Origin of the sequence: Xenorhabdus sp. PB30.3 (genome assembly GCF_963895965.1) — a bacterium.
Lineage (GTDB): Bacteria > Pseudomonadota > Gammaproteobacteria > Enterobacterales > Enterobacteriaceae > Xenorhabdus > Xenorhabdus stockiae.
In genome coordinates, this window is the sequence record NZ_CAWQMW010000114.1 from 24,759 (window position 1) to 43,208 (window position 18,450).

Here is an 18,450-nt window from a genome sequence, read left to right on the forward strand (position 1 = left end):
GAAACGCTGGCGGATTCGTTTTCTACAGGCATATTAATAAATCCATTTTAAACAGATTAACAGTTCAAGCCGTTACTTTGTTTGCATAAAAAATGTGATACGCATCATTTCTTAGAGCTGCTTCGCAAATTAAGGAAATAAGTTTCACTGTTTTTCATGGGGTTCTGCTTAGTTTTGAATTTTTATTAGCCTTCAGTCGGATCGACATCAATATTCCATTTTACCTTACGTGCCAGAGGCAATGCTGTAATGCCCGGATAGACCTCAGTCATCATTTTCTGGAGATAAATACGCGAAGGATGTTGCACCAGTAATTGCCAGCGATAACGACCACTGCGTTTGGCCTGTAAGGCGGGAACAGGGCCCATAATCCATAGCTGGTCATTATACAGGGGGTGTTGTTCGAGTAGTTGGCGCATTTGCTGTAAAAAAGCAGGAGACTGCTGATTATCGTGATCTTCTGATCGCAGCATGATATGGCTGACAAAAGGCGGCAGAAGAACCTGCTGGCGCTCTTCTATTGCTTGCCGGGCAAATGCGTCATAGCCTTTTTCCAGCAATACCTGCAAAAGCGGATGGTCGGGATGGTGAGTCTGAAGGACGACTTCTCCCTGTTTGCCAGCGCGTCCTGCCCGGCCGGAAACCTGAGTATATAGTTGAGCAAAGCGCTCAGCGGCACGAAAATCGGCAGAAAACAGGGCACCATCCACATCCAGTAAAGCGACGAGTGTGACATCAGGGAAATGGTGGCCTTTTGCCAGCATTTGGGTTCCGATTAGAATGCGGGCTCCTCCCTGATGAACGTCAGCCAGTTGTTGCTCTAAAGCCCCTTTGCGGCTGGTGGTATCTCTATCGATACGGGTAACCGGAATATCGGGAAATAATTGGCTGATACCGTCCTCAAGTTGCTCCGTTCCCAGCCCTACCGGGATGAGATTTGTTGTCCCACATTGTGGGCATTGGCGTGGGATAGGCCGTTGGCTGTCACAGTGATGACAGCGCAGATGGCGATGATTCTGATGAAGGGTGTAATAGTGATCACAACGCTGACATTCTGCTATCCAGCCACATTCATGGCAGAGCAGGGCAGGCGAATAACCACGCCGGTTCAGGAACAGAATAACCTGATTATCGGCGTTTAAATGTTCTTTCATGCGGTTAATCAATGGCTGAGATAGACCGACAGTCAGCGGTAACCCTTTCATATCAAGCAGGTGTTGAGTAGCTGGTTTGGCGTGACCTGCCCGTTTTGTCAAAGTGAGTTGCCGATATTTACCCTGCTGTACATTGTGCAGTGTTTCCAGTGCAGGTGTGGCGGTTCCCAGAATAATGGGAATGCTCTCTTTTTTGGCCCGGAATACCGCCAGATCACGGGCGTGATAACGCCAGCCTTCCTGTTGTTTATAGGAGCTGTCATGTTCTTCATCAATAATGATGACACCTAAGTGGGCAAAAGGTGTAAACAGTGCAGAGCGGGTGCCGATAACAATCGCATTTTCTCCCCGTCTGGCTCTTAACCATACGGATAACCTTTCGCTGTCATTTAAAGCCGAATGCAGAACATCGACAGGTGCATTGAAACGTTCTCTGAATCGGCGAATAGTCTGAGGTGTTAAACCAATTTCAGGAACCAGAATCAGCGCCTGTTTTCCCTGCTCCAGAATATTTTCCAGTACACTCAGATAAACTTCGGTTTTACCTGAACCCGTGATACCAGCAAGTAACCAGGGAGCGAAAGTTTTATCTTCTGCGCGAATCGCACCAACTGCGGTGGCCTGTTCGGTGTTGAGTTTCAGCCGTTCGCCGATAACCTGAAAATGTTCCCGCCAGTTCTCCGCTTCCGGCTGTACCGGATGCAAATCAATGAACCCCTTTTTTTTCAGTGCCTGTAGTGCACTTTCGCTGATTTCTAATTCAGAAACCTGATGGCGATAAACGGATTGCTGGCGAAGTTTGGCTAATGCCTGTTGTTGTTTAGCTGAGCGTTTAAGTTGTTCTGGTGGCACTTGTTGGCCGGTTTCTGTTATTTGCCATTGCCAGAGCGGGGAAAATTCTGCTGGTTTGCCCTGCCGCAGCAAAACAGGCATAGCATGAAAAAGAACTTCCCCGAGCGGGTAGTGATAATAGCGGGCGGACCATTGGAGTAATTGCCAGAGATCGTCAGGGAAAAGGGTAGTTTCATCAAGAAGTTCAGTAATTGATTTCAGTTGTTCAGGAGCGAATTCACTGTTGTCGGTGATCCCGGTGACAACACCAATTGCACTGCGTTTGCCAAAAGGCACTCGCACCCGTATTCCAGAGGCAGGAACGGGCAATCCTTCGGGTAACAGGTAATCAAAAGAACGGGCCAAAGGGACAGGTAACGCAACCTGAACAACTGTCATAAAGTGATTTCCGGATGATTAATGGCAAACATATAAACAAAGAGTATCATAGCAACTCAGCAGATTTCATTGCGCGATAAAACGATATTCTGTATGATCCGCCGCCTTTGGTATAAAAATTACCAAACTTATTTTAATCAACACGACGTGTGGTGTCTGGCGGCAATAAGGCCGGATAGCGACACGGCCTTAACAGAGGTTTTCCCCATGAGACAAGGTATTCATCCTAAATACGAAGAAATTACTGCATCCTGTTCTTGCGGTAACGTTATCAAAATCAAATCTACCGGTCACGATGTGAACTTGGACGTTTGTGGTGCATGCCACCCGTTCTACACTGGTAAGCAGCGTGACGTTGCGACTGGTGGTCGTGTTGATCGCTTTAACAAACGTTTCAGCGTTCCAGGTGCTAAGAAGTAATTCTTACTGCCAACAAAAACGCCCGGTGTATATACCGGGCGTTTTTGTTTTAAACGAATGCAATTTTAACTGCCTGCATCTGATTGATTTCAAGTCGCAGTACAGCATATAAACAACGACTTGAGATAAAAGAGATATCAATATTCCCAAGTATCGGGATCAATCCCACACTCACGCATTATCTCTTTGGCTGCTTCAGGAATTTCATCATGACGCTCTTTGCGTAAATCGTCGTCGTCAGGCAAAGGCTGTCCGGTGAATGCATGGAGAAATGCTTCACACAGTAATTCGCTATTTGTTGCATGACGCAGATTATTTACCTGACGGCGGGTGCGTTCATCAGTCAGTATCTTCAATACCTTTAATGGAATTGAAACCGTAATCTTTTTGACTTGTTCACTTTTTTTGCCATGTTCAGCATAAGGGCTGACATACTCACCATTCCACTCAGCCATGAGATACCTTAAATAGTTTTAAATCAAGCAATTGAAATCAGAAATAAAAGAAATTATTTCTGAACTATGTTCGTGTCGATAATTCCGCATTTTAGCATATTTCCCCTATCGACTATATCGCTACGGTTAAGGATTTCAGAAAATATGCCCTAATCTGACATCAAAACAGGGGTAATAGACGGATTGTATTATTAAAGCTCAAATCTTTTTGGATGTCTAGATGTATTGACGTCTATATTTCTGGAGGTTATTCTTCTGTCACTCCTAAAATACAATAATGGGTAGAGCTATGGGGTTTAAGCAAGTAGTGGGGTGTAAACAAATCGCGGGTTGTAAACAAGCAACGGCTGCAGTTCAAAGTGGTATCAATGTTGACGAACAATATGGCTGTGTTGTTCCTCCCGTCTATCTTTCCAGTACGTATAATTTCACGGGATTTAATGAACCCAGAGCGCATGACTATTCCCGGCGCGGTAACCCGGGGCGTGATGTTGTCCAGCAGGTTCTGACTGAACTGGAAGGTGGTGCAGGGTCTGTGATGACCAGCAGCGGGATGTCAGCGATTCACTTGTTATGCACGGTATTCTTACAGCCGGGCGATTTGCTGGTGGCTCCCCATGATTGCTATGGCGGGAGTTATCGTCTGTTTGACAGTTTAAGCCGCCGTGGAGCCTACAATGTTATTTTTGTGGATCAGTCGGATGATGCAGCACTGAAGCAGGCTCTTGCCCAAAAGCCCAAACTGGTATTGATTGAGACACCCAGTAATCCGTTGCTGCGGATCGTAGATATCCGGTACATCTGTGAACTGGCTCGTGAAGCCGGTGTATTAACGGTAGTCGATAACACATTTCTGAGTCCCGTCTTACAGAAACCACTGGATTTGGGCGCAGATTTGGTTGTTCATTCCTGTACAAAATATCTGAATGGGCACTCTGATGTGATTGCTGGTGCCGTGATTGCTAAAGATCCCGCCATTGCCGAGGATTTGGCATGGTGGGCGAATAATATCGGCGTAACAGGCGGGGCTTTCGACAGTTATCTGCTGTTGCGGGGAATTCGTACATTATCAGCCCGGGTACTTCTACAGCAAAATAATGCGGCTGCCATTGCGGAATATCTGCAACAACAGCCACAGGTGAAAAAACTCTATTATCCGGGGCTGAAAGATCATCCGGGCCATGAAATAGCACTCCGGCAGCAGGCCGGATTTGGTGCGATGCTGAGTTTTGAGCTTGCAGGTGATGAACAAACAATGCGTCGCTTTTTATCTGCGTTAAAATTATTTACGCTGGCCGAATCGCTGGGTGGTGTGGAATCATTGATTTCTCATACCGCAACGATGACACATGCTGGTATGTCGGCAGAAGCAAGGAAACAGGCGGGAATTACGGATTCACTTCTTCGTATCTCGGTGGGAATAGAAGATAGTCAGGATTTAATTGCTGATCTGGATAGTGCATTTCAGGCAGCGGCAACGAGGTAAGCATTCATTATGGTTGAACTGGCAATAGCGGGGGCGGAATCTGGCCGCCAGTTACATAAATTTGGCGGTAGCAGCCTTGCAGACGTGAAATGTTATAAGCGGGTTGCGGATATTATGGCGAACTACAGCCAGCCGGGTGATTTGATGGTGGTATCGGCGGCGGGGAGTACGACGAACCAGCTGATTGACTGGCTGAAATTAAGCCAGAATGATCGTATTTCAGCACATCAGGTTCAGCAGGCCTTACGGCGTTATCAGCAGGAATTAATCAGGGGATTGTTGCCAGAAGCTGCCGCCGAAACATTGATCGCAGATTTTATTGCTGATTTGGAAAGGCTGAGCGCATTACTGGATAAACCGGTGAGTGATATTACCTACGCTGAAGTTGTTGGTCATGGCGAAATATGGTCTGCCCGTCTGATGGCCGCCGTGCTTGAATCTCAGGGTATTTCCAGCGCATGGCTGGATGCGCGTCAGTTCCTGCGTGCTGAACGGGCGGCCCAGCCGCAGGTTGATGTTATCTTATCCCAGCCTTTATTGAGCCAGTTATTAGTTGAGAATTCTGATAAGCGTCTGGTGGTGACAGGTTTTATATCCAGTAACCATAAAGGAGAAACCGTACTATTAGGGCGCAATGGCAGTGATTATTCTGCTACACAGGTTGGGGCATTAGCGGGTGCCAAAAAAGTGACAATCTGGAGTGATGTGGCCGGGGTTTACAGTGCCGATCCACGTAAAGTCAGCGATGCGTGCCTATTGCCATTATTGCGTCTGGATGAAGCCAGTGAACTGGCGCGTCTGGCTGCTCCTGTACTTCATACCCGAACATTACAGCCTGTTTCGCTCAGTGATATCGATTTGCAATTACGTTGCAGTTACCAGCCTGAACAGGGTTCTACCCGTATTGAGCGGGTTCTGGCATCCGGGATGGGAGCAAAGATTGTAACCAGCCATGATGATGTCTGCCTGATTGAGTTACACCTTTTTTCGGCCCTCGATTTTAAGCAAACCTATAAAGATATCGACTCATTGCTGAAGCGCGCCCAAATCAGGCCGTTGGCGACGGGGCTGCATACTGACTGCAATTTGATTCAGCTTTGTTATACCTCTGAAATAGTTAACAGTGCCCTTGATGTATTACAGGATGCCTCTTTGCCGGGAAAACTTTCCTTGCGTGAAGGGTTTTCGCTGGTGGCGTTGGTCGGGGCAGGAGTATGTAAAAATCCGTTGCATAGCCACCGTTTTTATCAGCAGCTCAAAGACCAGCCGGTTGAGTTTATCTGGCATGCTGAAGATGATATCAGTCTGGTTGCTGTACTGCGCTTGGGTCAGACATCTCATCTGATTCAGGGACTACATCAGAGTTTGTTCCGGGCAGAAAAACAGATCGGTTTGGTTCTGTTTGGAAAAGGTAATATTGGTTCACGCTGGCTGGAGCTGTTTGCGCGTGAACAGAAAAATATCTCGGCGCGCAGTGATTTTGAATTCATTCTGGCAGGCATTGTTGATAGTCGCCGAAGCCTGCTGAATTATCAGGGGATTGATGCAAGCCGGGCATTAGCATTCTTCAATGATGAGGCCACCACTCATGCAGATGATGAACTGTTTTTGTGGATGCGGGCACACCCTTATGATGATTTGGTCGTACTTGATGTGACGGCGAGTGAAGAGTTGGCGGGTAACTACATCGATTTTGCCAGTTATGGTTTCCATGTGATTAGCGCTAATAAGGCTGCCGGTGCCTCCGACAGTAATACTTATCGCATGATACGGGATGCTTTTACAAAAACAGGCCGTCACTGGTTATATAACGCAACTGTTGGTGCAGGGTTACCCATTAACTATTCTGTCAGGGACTTGCGGGAAAGCGGCGATACGATCCTGTCTATCAGTGGGATTTTCTCTGGTACATTATCGTGGCTGTTCCTCCAGTTTGATGGCACAGTTCCTTTCAGCGATCTGGTGGAACAGGCATGGCAACAAGGGCTAACAGAGCCTGATCCCCGCATTGATCTTTCAGGTCAGGATGTGATGCGTAAGCTAGTGATTCTGGCTCGTGAGGCTGGCTATGAGATTGAGCCGGATCAGGTGCGGATAGAATCACTTGTACCACCAGAAGCCAGCGTTGGCTCGATTGACGAGTTTTTTGAAAACAGCTCTGCGATTAATGAGCAAATGCAGAAACGGCTGGACGCTGCGCGTGAAATGGGCATGGTACTGCGTTATGTGGCGCGCTTTGATGCCAAAGGTAAGGCTAAAGTAGGAGTGGAAGCGGTGCGTTCAGAGCATCCTTTAGCTTCGTTATTACCGGGGGATAATGTGTTCGCCATAGAAAGCCGCTGGTATCGTGATAACCCTCTGGTCATTCGTGGCCCGGGCGCAGGGCGTGATGTCACGGCCGGTGCGATTCAGTCAGATTTGAATCGTTTATCGCAACTTTTATAGTAATCCGCACTTTCTATCAGAATATTTGATTTATGCCTGTTCCATCTTTTATTTTTGATTGGAGCAGGCTCAAGTAGCCCCCATTTACCAGCCAAAGTTCGTTGTTTTTCCTTCATTGTTGGGAATTTTCAAAGCCAATAGTCTGACTCAGATTAAAGAAAGTTTTGAGCAAAATTTCATAAAATCCGCCCAATTTGTTTGTTTTCTGATATGAATAGTAGATTAAATATACCCAATGGATTTCAAGTTGCATCGCGGCGGCAAGGGAAGTCATCCCCGGGAGCATAGATAACTATGTGACCGGGGTGAATGAGCGCAGCCAACAAAGAGGCAGCTTGAAAGGCGAAGGGTAAACATGCATACAGCAACACAAGGTCAGGACTCACATGAATCAACAATATTCCGCAATGCGAAGTAATGTCAGTATGCTTGGTAAGATACTGGGAAACACGATCAAAGAGGCTCAGGGAAAGGACATTCTTGATAAAGTTGAAACGATAAGGAAGTTATCCAAATCATCCCGTGCCGGAAACGACGCTGATCGCCAGCAACTGTTATCGACACTGCAAAATTTATCTAATGATGAATTACTGCCGGTTGCCAGAGCGTTTAACCAGTTTCTTAATCTGGCCAATGCTGCTGAACAATATCACAGCATCTCACCGCATGGTGAAGCAGCCAGTAACCCGGTTGCATTAGCAGCACTCTTTGAACGGCTGAAAAGTAAAAACTTCAATAATGATGATTTGGTTCAGGCGGTCAATGAACTTTCCATTGAACTGGTGCTGACCGCGCATCCGACAGAAATTGCCCGTCGCACTCTGATCCATAAACTGGTTGAAGTGAATACCTGTCTGGCACAGCTGGATCATGATGATTTGGCTGATTACGAGCATAACAATATCATGCGTCGTTTACGCCAGTTGGTTGCTCAGTCCTGGCATACCGATGAAATCCGCAAGATCCGCCCTACCCCGATTGATGAAGCCAAATGGGGTTTTGCGGTAGTGGAAAATAGCCTGTGGGAAGGTGTTCCTGCGTTTTTGCGTGAATTCAATGAGCAATTAGAAGAATCTATCGGTTACAGCTTACCGGTGGAAGCGGTGCCAATCCGTTTTACTTCCTGGATGGGTGGCGATCGGGATGGAAATCCTAACGTCACCGCAGAAGTTACCCGCCATGTGCTGTTACTTAGCCGCTGGAAAGCCGCTGACTTGTTTCTGAAGGATATTCAGGTTCTGGTATCCGAGCTTTCGATGTCGGAATGCACGCCAGAGCTACGTCAGCTGGCAGGAGGAGATGAGGTTATCGAGCCTTATCGTGAAATTGCTAAACAGCTGCGTACTCAATTAAATAATACGCTGGCATATCTGGAAAAACGCCTGAAAGGTGAACAGGTTATCCCTCCCACAGATTTATTGCTGCATAACGATCAATTATGGCAGCCGCTCTATGCCTGTTATCAGTCCCTGAAATCCTGCGGTATGGAAATTATCGCCGATGGTCAGTTGCTGGATATTCTGCGTCGTATCCGTTGTTTCGGTCTGTCACTGGTTCGCATTGATATTCGTCAGGAAAGTACCCGTCATACTGATGCTATCGCCGAGCTGACCCAATATCTGGAAATGGGCGATTATGCGAGCTGGTCAGAAACAGAGAAACAGGCCTTTTTGTTACGTGAACTGAATTCGAAGCGTCCATTAATTCCCCGTCACTGGCAGCCAAGTGCAGAAACTCAGGAAGTATTGGAAACCTGTAAAGTCATTGCAGAATCGCCACCGGATGCGATTGCCGCCTATGTGATTTCCATGGCGAAAGTCCCTTCAGATGTACTGGCAGTGAAATTACTGCTGAAAGCTGCGGATTGTTCATTGTCATTACCTGTAGCCCCATTATTTGAAACGCTTGATGACCTGAATAACGCGGAAAGCGTGATCCAGCAATTGCTCCATATCGAATGGTATCGTGAACTGATTCAGGATAAACAAATGGTCATGATTGGCTATTCTGATTCGGCAAAAGATGCGGGCGTGATGGCAGCATCGTGGGCACAGTATCGTGCTCAGGATGCACTGATCAGAGTGTGTGAAAAAGAAGGTGTGAAACTGACACTGTTTCACGGCCGGGGAGGAACAATCGGGCGTGGTGGTGCTCCGGCACATTCGGCATTACTTTCTCAGCCGCCGGGCAGCCTGAAAGGAGGGTTGCGTGTAACAGAGCAGGGAGAAATGATCCGCTTCAAGTTCGGTTTGCCACAGGTGACGATCAGTAGTCTGGCAATGTACGCCAGCGCCATTCTGGAGGCGAACTTATTGCCACCGCCAGAGCCGAAACCTGAATGGAAGCAGATCATGGATACGCTTTCCGATATTTCCTGTGATATGTATCGTGATTACGTCCGTGAGCAGCCGGAATTTGTACCTTATTTCCGTTCGGCAACTCCTGAACAGGAGCTGGCGAAATTACCGTTAGGCTCGCGCCCTGCCAAACGTCGTCCGACAGGTGGAGTAGAAAGCCTGCGCGCCATTCCGTGGATTTTTGCATGGACGCAAAACCGCCTGATGCTTCCGGCATGGCTGGGGGCAGGTGCTGCATTACAGCATGTGATAGAGGCTGATCAGCAGGATACTTTGTCGGAAATGTCTCGTGACTGGCCATTTTTTACGACGCGTATCGCTATGCTGGAGATGGTTTTTGCCAAAGCTGATTTATGGTTGGCGGAATATTATGACCAACGTTTGGTTGATAAAAAACTGTGGCCGCTGGGTACGAAACTGCGTAATCAACTTTTAGCCGATATCGAGACTGTTCTGGCCGTTTCACGTGATGGGCAACTGATGGCGGATCTACCGTGGATAGCGGAATCCATCGCATTACGTAATGTTTATACAGACCCGCTGAATGTTTTACAGGCAGAGCTATTACAACGTTCCCGCCAGCAGGAACAGCCTGATCCTCGCGTAGAGCTGGCGCTGATGGTAACAATAGCAGGAGTTGCGGCGGGGATGCGCAATACAGGTTAGTATTTCGTTTTCTTGATGAGAAAAATGGTGAAACCGGATGGGAAACTGTCCGGTTTTGCTTATCGTATCGGTAGTCCATTCAAACATAAATTACAGGGAGCTAATTCGCTTATTATCTATCTGTCTAATATGCTTGCTTCTCTGTCAGTGGGTATGGAGGCTGGGTGGTATATCCTGAATATTGTTATACACAATGGATTTCAAGATGCATCGCGGCGGCAAGGGAGTGAATCCCCAGGAGCATAGATAACTATGTGACTGGGGGGAACGAGTGCAGCCAACAAAGAGGCAACTTGAAAGACGAAGTGTATAGTATGGTTATTATTGTTGGATTTCTGTTTTGGTTTATCAAAAGCAACCGCAATATTTAATTAAAGTCATTTTTATTGCGGTTGCCATTTTATTTAGTTAATTTTTAGAAGAATTTTATGATTTGTTTATTACTTCATTACCTGTATCGATTTTCTGAGTACTTGCCTTACCGGCTTTTACTTTAAGGTAGTTGGCTACCGTCTTTGAGAAAATCAGATTACATAGGACGCCAAGATAAAGAATAAACTGAATCATAAAGGCAATCATAGCACCACCCTGTTCAGCCGGATTTTCATACTTCAAATATTTGTCATTAGTACCAGCGAATGCTTCATAATTTCTAAATATAAAGACGAGCATTAATATTATCCATGCGAATATAAGGAATTTTTTTGCATTTTTCTTTGGTGATACCGTCATCCAAAACCCATAAGATAGCACGACCAAAATAATTACTCTGATCAAGAAATACACCAGAATGGTACGAGCTTCATCAGATAATAGTCCGTATTTAGCTATGATCTGAGAAAAAGGAATAAGTAGGGTAAGTATTCCAACAAGATGATCTAATGACATGATGAGAAGAAGAACTAACATGACCCAAATACTGAATGGTCTTTTCATTTTATATCCTTTAAATGATGTTGCTATGTGGTAGGAAGTAATCTAATCGTATTTAGCCATCTGGTGTAGAGCGAAAGTATAAAATTCTTTTGATTCTTGCTTGTTCAAAAATATTTTTGCAGGGAAGCATATATCATGAAATACTTTGCTGCGTATATAGACATTGTTTTTCTTGCGGTAAATATCATCTATGTCAGGCCAAAAAACGCGCACTTCAATATTGCAATGATAAATATAAACAAAATAGCGATTAGCTTTGAGTACATATAAAGTATCAGGTGAAGTCGATTCGTATACTGCATTTTTTTTTATAAAATAGTTGGTTAATGAATCACGGATAGAAAATAATGAGAAAAGCAAAACAATTGCGATAATGTCTGCCCATACTAAGATCATATCTATCTGAGATACAGGTATTTTTCCACTGGCTAACATCATCAGAAGTAACACACTATCTAACATAATTATCATGAATGTGATTTTTGCTATATTTCCTAGAATACCTAATAGCTTATAACCTTTTTGTATTGCTTCTCTTTTACTGGGTTTAGTGTACTTCGCTAGCTGTTCCTGCTCTTGGTTGGTAAGATTAAAGCGAAACTGATATCTTGTTTTCATACCTGTAGTTATTCCTTTTAGACATGATTCTTACTAACTATTTATAATAAATTAGAGTTTTTAGTGATAAAAGGTAGATATGATATCGTGTTGAATGAGGTTTTATTTAGTGAATAACGACATCTACTTCAATAGAGAGTTGATAAAGTACACTAAAGTATAAATATTGCAGAATATATTTAGATGTAATTTTGGCGTTGTCTTTATAACTTGAGGGAAGTAGGAGAGAGTATATTATTACTGAGTATGAAAACTCATAAAGCCGGAGATTAAAGTTTTGTCCGGCTTTTGTGAACGAATCAACAAGGGCGAACCCCTAATGTATGGCAGATTGCATAACTCAATTCCGCTCGGTTCAGAGTATAAAAATGGAAATCTTTCACTCCTTCGCGGCTCAGAATTTTCACCATATCCATTGCTATTGAAGCGCCCACTAAGCTGCGGCTTTCAGGATCATCATCCAATCCTTCAAACATTCTGGTCATCCAGCTTGGGATACGAACATTAGTCATAGTCGCAAACCGCTGTAGCTGACGGAAGTTAGAGACAGGTAAAATTCCCGGCACGATTTCTACATCAATTCCTGTTGAAACACAGCGATCACGAAAGCGAAGATAACTTTCCACATCAAAAAAGAATTGAGTAATAGCGCGATTGGCACCGGCATCAATTTTTCTTTTTAGGTTAATCAGGTCAGATTGCGCACTTTTTGCTTCGGGATGGACTTCCGGATAAGCCGCTACGGAAATATCAAAATCAGCCTCTTTTTTTAATAGTGCAACCAAATCAGCGCCGTACATTTCAGGTTTACTGCTGCCATTTGGTAAATCGCCGCGCAAGGCCACAATATGACGAATCCCGCTACTCCAGTAATCGTGGGCGATGTTACACAATTCTTCACGGTTGGCATCAATACAGGTTAGATGCGGTGCAGCTTCAAGGCCTGTTCTGTCTTTGATCCCCTTAATGATGCTATGAGTACGATCACGCTCACCAGAATTGGCTCCATAAGTCACGGAAACAAACTTAGGCTTGAGTTTGCTTAGACGGTCAATGGACTTCCACAGGGTCTGTTCCATTTCAGCCGTTTGGGGGGGAAAAAATTCGAAGGAAACACGAATTTGACCTTCAAGTTCAGCCAGATTCTGATTTAGTGCCTCTTGATGATTAGCGTGAAAGAAACTCATACCCTGTACCCTCGTGAACGAACGGAGTTTTTCTCCGATTATATTTAGATGCTTAAGTGTTTATATGTCTATCCGTTTAGATGTCCAAATAGAATGAGCGAAGCGGGATTTTTAGTCAATTAGGAAATGGCTTATTTCCAGTGAGGAATATTCAGTGTGATCAGGAAAGAAATTCATGTTGGGAAAAAGTGCTATGAAAAATGTGTTATTAACGAAACCGGGATAATTTTTGTACAAGATAGGTTGTGTTTTATAGACTATAATCTATTCTGCGTTTATAGCCTACAGTCTATGATTCACTTGGAAAATTATAACTGTATAGAGGGAGTAAAATGTGTGGGAGTTAATAACAACAGAACTGTTTGACCAGTGGTTTAATGTGCAACCAGATGAATTACAAGAAAGTGTTTTGGCAGTAATGCATGTGTTAGCGCTCAAAGGGCCAGTACTGGGCCGACCATTGGTTGATACATTGAATGGTTCCTGTTATCCGAACATGAAAGAATTACGGATCCAACATAATGGAGTTCCAATTCGTGCTTTTTTTGCATTTGATCCAAAACGTCAGGCAATTATTCTTTGTGCAGGTAACAAAGAAGGGCAGAATCAACGATTGTTCTATAAAGAGATGATTAGAATTGCGGATGAACAATTCAGAATTCATCTAGAAAATCTGGAGAGATGATATGGCTACGTTAAAAGAACTAATGGAAAAACGCAGTCCCGAGAGCCAAGAGAGAATTAAAGAAAAAGCAGCGGAGTTGTTGCTTGAAACACAACTATATCAAATTCGTGAAACGTTAGAGCTTTCACAAACTCAGGTCGCAAAAAATTTAGGTATTGCACAGTCATCAGTTGCTGCAATCGAGCAACGGGGAAATGAATTAAAAATTTCCACACTCAAAAAGTACATTGAGTCTATGGGGGGAGAAATGACCCTTGGTGTTAAATTACCTAATGGCGATTCAATGAATTTTTCCATTTAAAATAAGTGGGACCGTGGTCCCACTCCGAAAAATGAGCTTTAATCCACACCCAAACAAAAATGCTCCACAATCTGGGCGATCAGTTTCCTTGTCGGCTCAATCATCGACACTTCTATATATTCATCAGGTTGATGGGCCTGCTCAATGGAGCCCGGTCCCAGAACTATTGTCGGGCAGAGTTGCTGAATAAAAGGGGCTTCCGTACAGTAATTGACGGTTTCTGCTTTTGTTCCTAATAGTCTTTCGATGACACCGACCAGTTTGTGATTGGTCGGGCACTCATAACCGGGAATGGGGGGATGAAGTTCTGTCACATTCAGGCGTCCCGGCCAGCGTTGCTTGACGGGTTCCAGTGATTCATTCAGTGCTTCATTCAAATCCTGTAATGTTAGGCCGGGTAGCGGGCGAATATCCATATGCAGCTCACAGCAGGCACAGATCCGGTTAGCTGCATCACCACCGTGGATATGACCAAAATTCATGGTGGGATAGGGAATGGCGAAAGCCGGATTATGGTAACGCTCCTGCAAGGTATGACGTAATTTCATCAGCTGAGTGATGGATTCATGCATCAAATCAATCGCATTAACACCCCGTGCCGGATCACTGGAGTGGCCGGATTTTCCTTCAATACGGATAGCATGGGCAACATGCCCTTTATGGGCGCGGATTGGCTGTAGTGATGTCGGTTCGCCAATAATGGCAAAATCAGGCCGGATAGTTGCGTTTGCGGCAAAATATCGGGCACCAGCCATTGAGGTTTCTTCATCTGCGGTTGCCAGAATATAGAGTGGGTGAGACAGCTTACTAATATCAATATCTCGTATTGCATCAATGATAAAGGCAAAGAAGCCTTTCATATCAGCAGTTCCCAGTCCGTATAATTTGCCATTACGCTCTGTCAGTGTGAATGGATCCTGAGTCCAGCGCCCGGCATCAAATGGTACAGTGTCTGTATGACCGCATAAAAGTAACCCTCCAGAGCCACTCCCTAACGTTGCCAGCATATTAAATTTTCCGCGAGATTCCGGCACAGGCTGAACCTCAATTTCAAAACCAATCTGTTTCAGCCAGTCAGCCAATAGAGAGATAACCGATTCATTACTTTGATCTAGCTCTTCATCTACGGCACTGATGGAGGGTGCTGCGATAAGCTGGCGATATAATTCAATAAACGTTGGTAATTTAATATTCACTGTTGACAGCCCTTATTCAAGATAGTATCAATATTAATGCAATTTAATTGAATATAAATTCAATTGTGTAATCGGGTTACTACATTGGGTTAATACAATACATTGGGTTCATACAAGGTGAATAAATCCCATGCTTAATACGTTGATAGTTGGTGCCAGTGGCTATACCGGAGCGGAATTAGCAGCATGTCTGCAACGCCATCCTTATATACATCTTGCGGGTCTGATGGTTTCTGCTCAAAGCTCTGATGCCGGAAAGTGCTTGTCAGAACTTTACCCACAGTATAAAGGAACCCTTGATTTACCTTTACAGCCGTTAACTGATGTGGCTGAAGCCGCAAGCGGTATTGATATCGTTTTCCTTGCTACTGCACACGAAGTCAGCCATGACATTGCTCCGGAATTTCTACAGGCAGGCTGTATCGTATTTGATTTATCTGGTGCCTATCGCTTACAAAATACACGTTTTTATTCAGAATACTATGGATTTGAGCATAAAAATACCGATTGGCTTGAGCAGGCGGTATATGGGCTGGCGGAATGGCAGGCGGAGAAAATTAAAACAGCTCAGCTAATCGCAGTGCCGGGTTGTTACCCTACGGTTTCACAGCTTTCGCTGAAACCACTGCTGGAAGCTGGTTTGCTGGATACAGGACAGTGGCCCGTTATTAATGCTGTCAGTGGTGTGAGTGGGGCCGGGCGTAAGGCGTCAATAAATAACAATTTTTGTGAAGTCAGTTTGCAGCCTTACGGTGTTTTCAATCATCGCCACCAGCCGGAAATTGCTACACATTTAGGGATAGATGTGATTTTCACCCCCCATTTGGGCAATTTTGCGCGAGGGATCTTAGCTACGATTACCTGCAAGCTGAAAGCTGGTATCACAGAAGAACAAGTCAGGCATACCTATCAACAGGCGTATCACGATAAGCCACTTATTCGGTTATATGAAAAAGGTGTTCCTGCCCTGAAAGGGGTCGTCGGGTTGCCATTCTGTGATATTGGTTTTGCTGTACAAGGGCAGCATCTGATTATTGTCGGGGCTGAGGATAATCTTCTGAAAGGTGCAGCAGCGCAGGCAGTACAGTGTATGAATATTCGCTTCGGGTTCGAAGAAACTCAGGCGTTACTTTAATTTAGTGTGTTTTGAATTCAGAGCTTTTTTATTTCAGAAATTATTTGATATCGACAGAGGATAAATCTGATGGAGCCATTAGTTATCAAGCTGGGTGGGGTGTTATTAGATAGTGATGAAGCGCTGGTACGATTATTTTCCACATTACAGTTATATCGAAAAACGCATAAACGTCCTCTAGTCATTGTACATGGGGGCGGTTGCTTGGTTGATGAACTGATGCAGAAATTACAGTTGCCGATTATCAAGAAACAAGGCCTGCGTGTAACGCCAGAAGATCAGATTGATATTATTACCGGGACACTGGCTGGCACAGCTAATAAAACCTTACTCTCCTGGGCGATAAAATACCGTTTACCTGCGGTTGGTCTATGTTTGGGTGATGGCTGTGTTGTGAAAGTTTCTCAGTTTAACGAGGAATTTGGTCACACGGGCATGGCTTCCCCCGGTAATCCGGATTTGCTGAAAATTTTACTGGATATCGGTTATATCCCCATTATTAGCTCTATTGGTATTACAGAAGACGGCAAATTAATGAATGTGAATGCAGATCAGGCTGCTACAGCTGTCGCACAGTCACTGGATGCCGATTTAGTTTTTCTGTCAGATGTCAGCGGTATTCTGAACGGAAAAGGCAACAAGATCCCTGAAGTTTCAGAAAAAGAAATACAGCAGATGATTAAACAGGGTGTGATTACTGACGGCATGGTTGTGAAAGTCCATGCAGCACTGGAAGCCGCAAAAACACTGGGGCGTCCGGTGGATATCGCCAGCTGGCGTTATGCTGATCAACTGATTGCTCTATTTAATGGTATATCCGTTGGCACTCGTATTCTGGCATAACCATTCTGACATAACAGAGAATGAAAACGGTTTTGACTGATTAACAGCATGGCACCTTTCTGGTGAAAACTTGCTGGTGAATAAAAGTAAAAGGCTACCTCTATGACAACGACGACTACTTCGGTAAAAAACAGTATTAAAAAGATTGTGCTGGCATATTCTGGCGGTTTGGATACTTCTGCCATCATTCCGTGGCTGAAAGAACATTATGGCAACTGTGATGTGATTGCGTTTGTCGCCGATGTTGGTCAGAGCCGTGAAGATTTGGAGGGTATAGAACAAAAAGCATTACGTTCCGGCGCTTCAGAATGCCATATCGCCGATCTGCGTGAAGAATTCATCAAAGAATATGTTTATCCGGTACTGAAAACCGGAGCATTGTACGAAGGCAGTTATTTGCTCGGTACTTCAATGGCTCGCCCGATTATTGCTAAAGCGCAGGTTGAACTGGCCCTGAAAGTGGGTGCTGATGCGCTGGCGCATGGGGCGACAGGTAAAGGGAATGATCAGGTTCGTTTTGAGAGTACCTATACGGCATTGGCTCCACATCTGAAAGTCGTCGCTCCGTGGCGAGAGTGGGATCTGCGTTCCCGCGAGGCGTTGTTGGATTACCTGAAAGTCCGCGATATTCCTACTACGGCAACACTGGAAAAAATTTACAGCCGTGATGAAAACGCGTGGCACATTTCCACCGAAGGTGGCGTATTGGAAAATACGTGGAATGCGGCGAATAAAGATTGTTGGGAGTGGACTGTAGAGCCGGAAGATGCTCCTGACGAGCCTGAATATCTTTCTGTCACTGTTGAGAGAGGAGAGGTTGTCGGAGTTAATGGGAAATTACTGTCGCCATATCAATGCCTTAATGAATTGAATGAGCTGGGTGCTAAACATGGTATTGGCCGGGTCGATATTGTGGAAAACCGTCTGGTCGGAATGAAGTCCCGTGGTTGTTATGAAACACCGGGAGGAACCATCATGATGGCGGCTCTGCGTGGTATTGAACAATTAGTTCTGGATCGTGACAGTTTTAAATGGCGTCAGCAGCTGGGTCTGGAAATGTCTTATGTTGTTTACGATGGGCGCTGGTTTGTGCCGCTGCGTCAGTCTATTCAGGCTGCGGCAGAGATGCTGGCTGAGAATGTCAGTGGTGAAGTGATCCTGAAGCTGTATAAGGGGCAGGTGACAGCCACTCAGAAAACATCTCCTCATAGTCTCTACTCTGAAGAGTTTGCTACTTTTGGCGAGGATGAAGTTTATGATCACAGCCATGCTGAAGGGTTTATCCGCCTCCATTCGCTTTCTTCCCGCATTCGTGCGCTGAAAAGCAAAAAGTAAT

16 protein-coding genes are annotated in these 18,450 nt (G+C 44.9%); 10 read left to right on the forward strand and 6 right to left on the reverse strand.

The window, feature by feature from the left end; all coding sequences use genetic code 11:
• Positions 1 to 185 precede the first annotated feature (185 nt).
• On the reverse strand, positions 186 to 2,384 hold the full coding sequence (gene priA / locus AACX38_RS07690; protein ID WP_228863893.1) for a primosomal protein N': 2,199 nt from the start codon (positions 2,382 to 2,384) through the stop codon (positions 186 to 188).
• A 207-nt stretch (positions 2,385 to 2,591) separates the two neighbouring features.
• Here priA and rpmE point away from each other — a divergent pair, with 207 nt between their 5' ends.
• Positions 2,592 to 2,804 carry a 50S ribosomal protein L31 gene (gene rpmE, locus AACX38_RS07695; RefSeq protein ID WP_099111252.1) on the forward strand — a complete coding sequence of 71 codons (213 nt, stop codon included), beginning with the start codon at positions 2,592 to 2,594 and terminating at the stop codon, positions 2,802 to 2,804.
• A 137-nt stretch (positions 2,805 to 2,941) separates the two neighbouring features.
• On the opposite strand, the gene metJ is transcribed toward rpmE, so the two are convergent.
• Positions 2,942 to 3,259 (reverse strand): met regulon transcriptional regulator MetJ, encoded by a 318-nt coding sequence (gene metJ / locus AACX38_RS07700; RefSeq protein WP_099111253.1) that lies wholly within the window; start codon positions 3,257 to 3,259, stop codon positions 2,942 to 2,944.
• Positions 3,260 to 3,548: 289 nt separating this feature from the next.
• Here metJ and metB point away from each other — a divergent pair, with 289 nt between their 5' ends.
• The 4 genes from metB to AACX38_RS07720 all read left to right on the forward strand — a co-directional run bounded on the left by metB (position 3,549) and on the right by AACX38_RS07720 (position 10,459).
• Positions 3,549 to 4,745: a cystathionine gamma-synthase gene (gene metB / locus AACX38_RS07705; protein ID WP_228863894.1), complete on the forward strand. Its 1,197-nt coding sequence runs from the start codon at positions 3,549 to 3,551 to the stop codon at positions 4,743 to 4,745.
• A gap of 9 nt (positions 4,746 to 4,754) precedes the next feature.
• On the forward strand, positions 4,755 to 7,190 hold the full coding sequence (locus AACX38_RS07710; RefSeq protein ID WP_228863895.1) for a bifunctional aspartate kinase/homoserine dehydrogenase II: 2,436 nt from the start codon (positions 4,755 to 4,757) through the stop codon (positions 7,188 to 7,190).
• Positions 7,191 to 7,576: 386 nt separating this feature from the next.
• Complete coding sequence (gene ppc, locus AACX38_RS07715) at positions 7,577 to 10,213, forward strand: phosphoenolpyruvate carboxylase (RefSeq protein ID WP_228863896.1); 2,637 nt, start codon at positions 7,577 to 7,579, stop codon at positions 10,211 to 10,213.
• Positions 10,214 to 10,237: 24 nt separating this feature from the next.
• On the forward strand, positions 10,238 to 10,459 hold the full coding sequence (locus AACX38_RS07720) for a hypothetical protein (RefSeq protein WP_228863897.1): 222 nt from the start codon (positions 10,238 to 10,240) through the stop codon (positions 10,457 to 10,459).
• A 180-nt stretch (positions 10,460 to 10,639) separates the two neighbouring features.
• Here AACX38_RS07720 and AACX38_RS07725 read toward each other — a convergent pair whose 3' ends face one another.
• From AACX38_RS07725 to metF, 3 genes are all read right to left on the reverse strand, one after another.
• Complete coding sequence (locus tag AACX38_RS07725; protein WP_228863898.1) at positions 10,640 to 11,149, reverse strand: hypothetical protein; 510 nt, start codon at positions 11,147 to 11,149, stop codon at positions 10,640 to 10,642.
• Between the two features lie 42 nt (positions 11,150 to 11,191).
• Complete coding sequence (locus AACX38_RS07730; protein WP_099120849.1) at positions 11,192 to 11,767, reverse strand: hypothetical protein; 576 nt, start codon at positions 11,765 to 11,767, stop codon at positions 11,192 to 11,194.
• 299 nt (positions 11,768 to 12,066) lie between these two features.
• Positions 12,067 to 12,954 (reverse strand): methylenetetrahydrofolate reductase, encoded by an 888-nt coding sequence (metF, locus tag AACX38_RS07735; RefSeq protein WP_228863899.1) that lies wholly within the window; start codon positions 12,952 to 12,954, stop codon positions 12,067 to 12,069.
• Positions 12,955 to 13,288: 334 nt separating this feature from the next.
• Here metF and AACX38_RS07740 point away from each other — a divergent pair, with 334 nt between their 5' ends.
• Together AACX38_RS07740 and AACX38_RS07745 are read left to right on the forward strand one after the other, a co-directional pair.
• Positions 13,289 to 13,639 (forward strand): type II toxin-antitoxin system RelE/ParE family toxin, encoded by a 351-nt coding sequence (locus AACX38_RS07740; RefSeq protein WP_099111259.1) that lies wholly within the window; start codon positions 13,289 to 13,291, stop codon positions 13,637 to 13,639.
• Position 13,640: 1 nt separating this feature from the next.
• Positions 13,641 to 13,940 (forward strand): helix-turn-helix domain-containing protein, encoded by a 300-nt coding sequence (locus tag AACX38_RS07745; protein WP_099111260.1) that lies wholly within the window; start codon positions 13,641 to 13,643, stop codon positions 13,938 to 13,940.
• 38 nt (positions 13,941 to 13,978) lie between these two features.
• On the opposite strand, the gene argE is transcribed toward AACX38_RS07745, so the two are convergent.
• Positions 13,979 to 15,136: an acetylornithine deacetylase gene (argE, locus tag AACX38_RS07750; protein WP_228863900.1), complete on the reverse strand. Its 1,158-nt coding sequence runs from the start codon at positions 15,134 to 15,136 to the stop codon at positions 13,979 to 13,981.
• Between the two features lie 130 nt (positions 15,137 to 15,266).
• Here argE and argC point away from each other — a divergent pair, with 130 nt between their 5' ends.
• The 3 genes from argC to AACX38_RS07765 all read left to right on the forward strand — a co-directional run bounded on the left by argC (position 15,267) and on the right by AACX38_RS07765 (position 18,449).
• The gene (gene argC / locus AACX38_RS07755) at positions 15,267 to 16,271 is read left to right on the forward strand and encodes an N-acetyl-gamma-glutamyl-phosphate reductase (protein WP_228863901.1); all 1,005 of its coding nucleotides are present in this window, start codon (positions 15,267 to 15,269) and stop codon (positions 16,269 to 16,271) included.
• 69 nt (positions 16,272 to 16,340) lie between these two features.
• Positions 16,341 to 17,114, forward strand: a complete 774-nt coding sequence (gene argB / locus AACX38_RS07760; RefSeq protein ID WP_099120842.1) for an acetylglutamate kinase — start codon at positions 16,341 to 16,343, stop codon at positions 17,112 to 17,114.
• Between the two features lie 102 nt (positions 17,115 to 17,216).
• Entirely contained in the window at positions 17,217 to 18,449 is a 1,233-nt protein-coding gene (locus AACX38_RS07765; protein ID WP_228863902.1) for an argininosuccinate synthase, read from the forward strand.
• Position 18,450 lies beyond the last annotated feature (1 nt).

Bases quoted from the DNA above. Each gene is read 5' to 3' on its own strand.
- priA (WP_228863893.1), bottom strand. From the start codon at position 2,384: ATGACAGTTGTTCAGGTTGCGTTACCTGTCCCTTTGGCCCGTTCTTTT.
- rpmE (WP_099111252.1), top strand. From the start codon at position 2,592: ATGAGACAAGGTATTCATCCTAAATACGAAGAAATTACTGCATCCTGT.
- metJ (WP_099111253.1), bottom strand. From the start codon at position 3,259: ATGGCTGAGTGGAATGGTGAGTATGTCAGCCCTTATGCTGAACATGGC.
- metB (WP_228863894.1), top strand. From the start codon at position 3,549: ATGGGGTTTAAGCAAGTAGTGGGGTGTAAACAAATCGCGGGTTGTAAA.
- AACX38_RS07710 (WP_228863895.1), top strand. From the start codon at position 4,755: ATGGTTGAACTGGCAATAGCGGGGGCGGAATCTGGCCGCCAGTTACAT.
- ppc (WP_228863896.1), top strand. From the start codon at position 7,577: ATGAATCAACAATATTCCGCAATGCGAAGTAATGTCAGTATGCTTGGT.
- AACX38_RS07720 (WP_228863897.1), top strand. From the start codon at position 10,238: ATGGTGAAACCGGATGGGAAACTGTCCGGTTTTGCTTATCGTATCGGT.
- AACX38_RS07725 (WP_228863898.1), bottom strand. From the start codon at position 11,149: ATGAAAAGACCATTCAGTATTTGGGTCATGTTAGTTCTTCTTCTCATC.
- AACX38_RS07730 (WP_099120849.1), bottom strand. From the start codon at position 11,767: ATGAAAACAAGATATCAGTTTCGCTTTAATCTTACCAACCAAGAGCAG.
- metF (WP_228863899.1), bottom strand. From the start codon at position 12,954: ATGAGTTTCTTTCACGCTAATCATCAAGAGGCACTAAATCAGAATCTG.
- AACX38_RS07745 (WP_099111260.1), top strand. From the start codon at position 13,641: ATGGCTACGTTAAAAGAACTAATGGAAAAACGCAGTCCCGAGAGCCAA.
- argC (WP_228863901.1), top strand. From the start codon at position 15,267: ATGCTTAATACGTTGATAGTTGGTGCCAGTGGCTATACCGGAGCGGAA.
- argB (WP_099120842.1), top strand. From the start codon at position 16,341: ATGGAGCCATTAGTTATCAAGCTGGGTGGGGTGTTATTAGATAGTGAT.
- AACX38_RS07765 (WP_228863902.1), top strand. From the start codon at position 17,217: ATGACAACGACGACTACTTCGGTAAAAAACAGTATTAAAAAGATTGTG.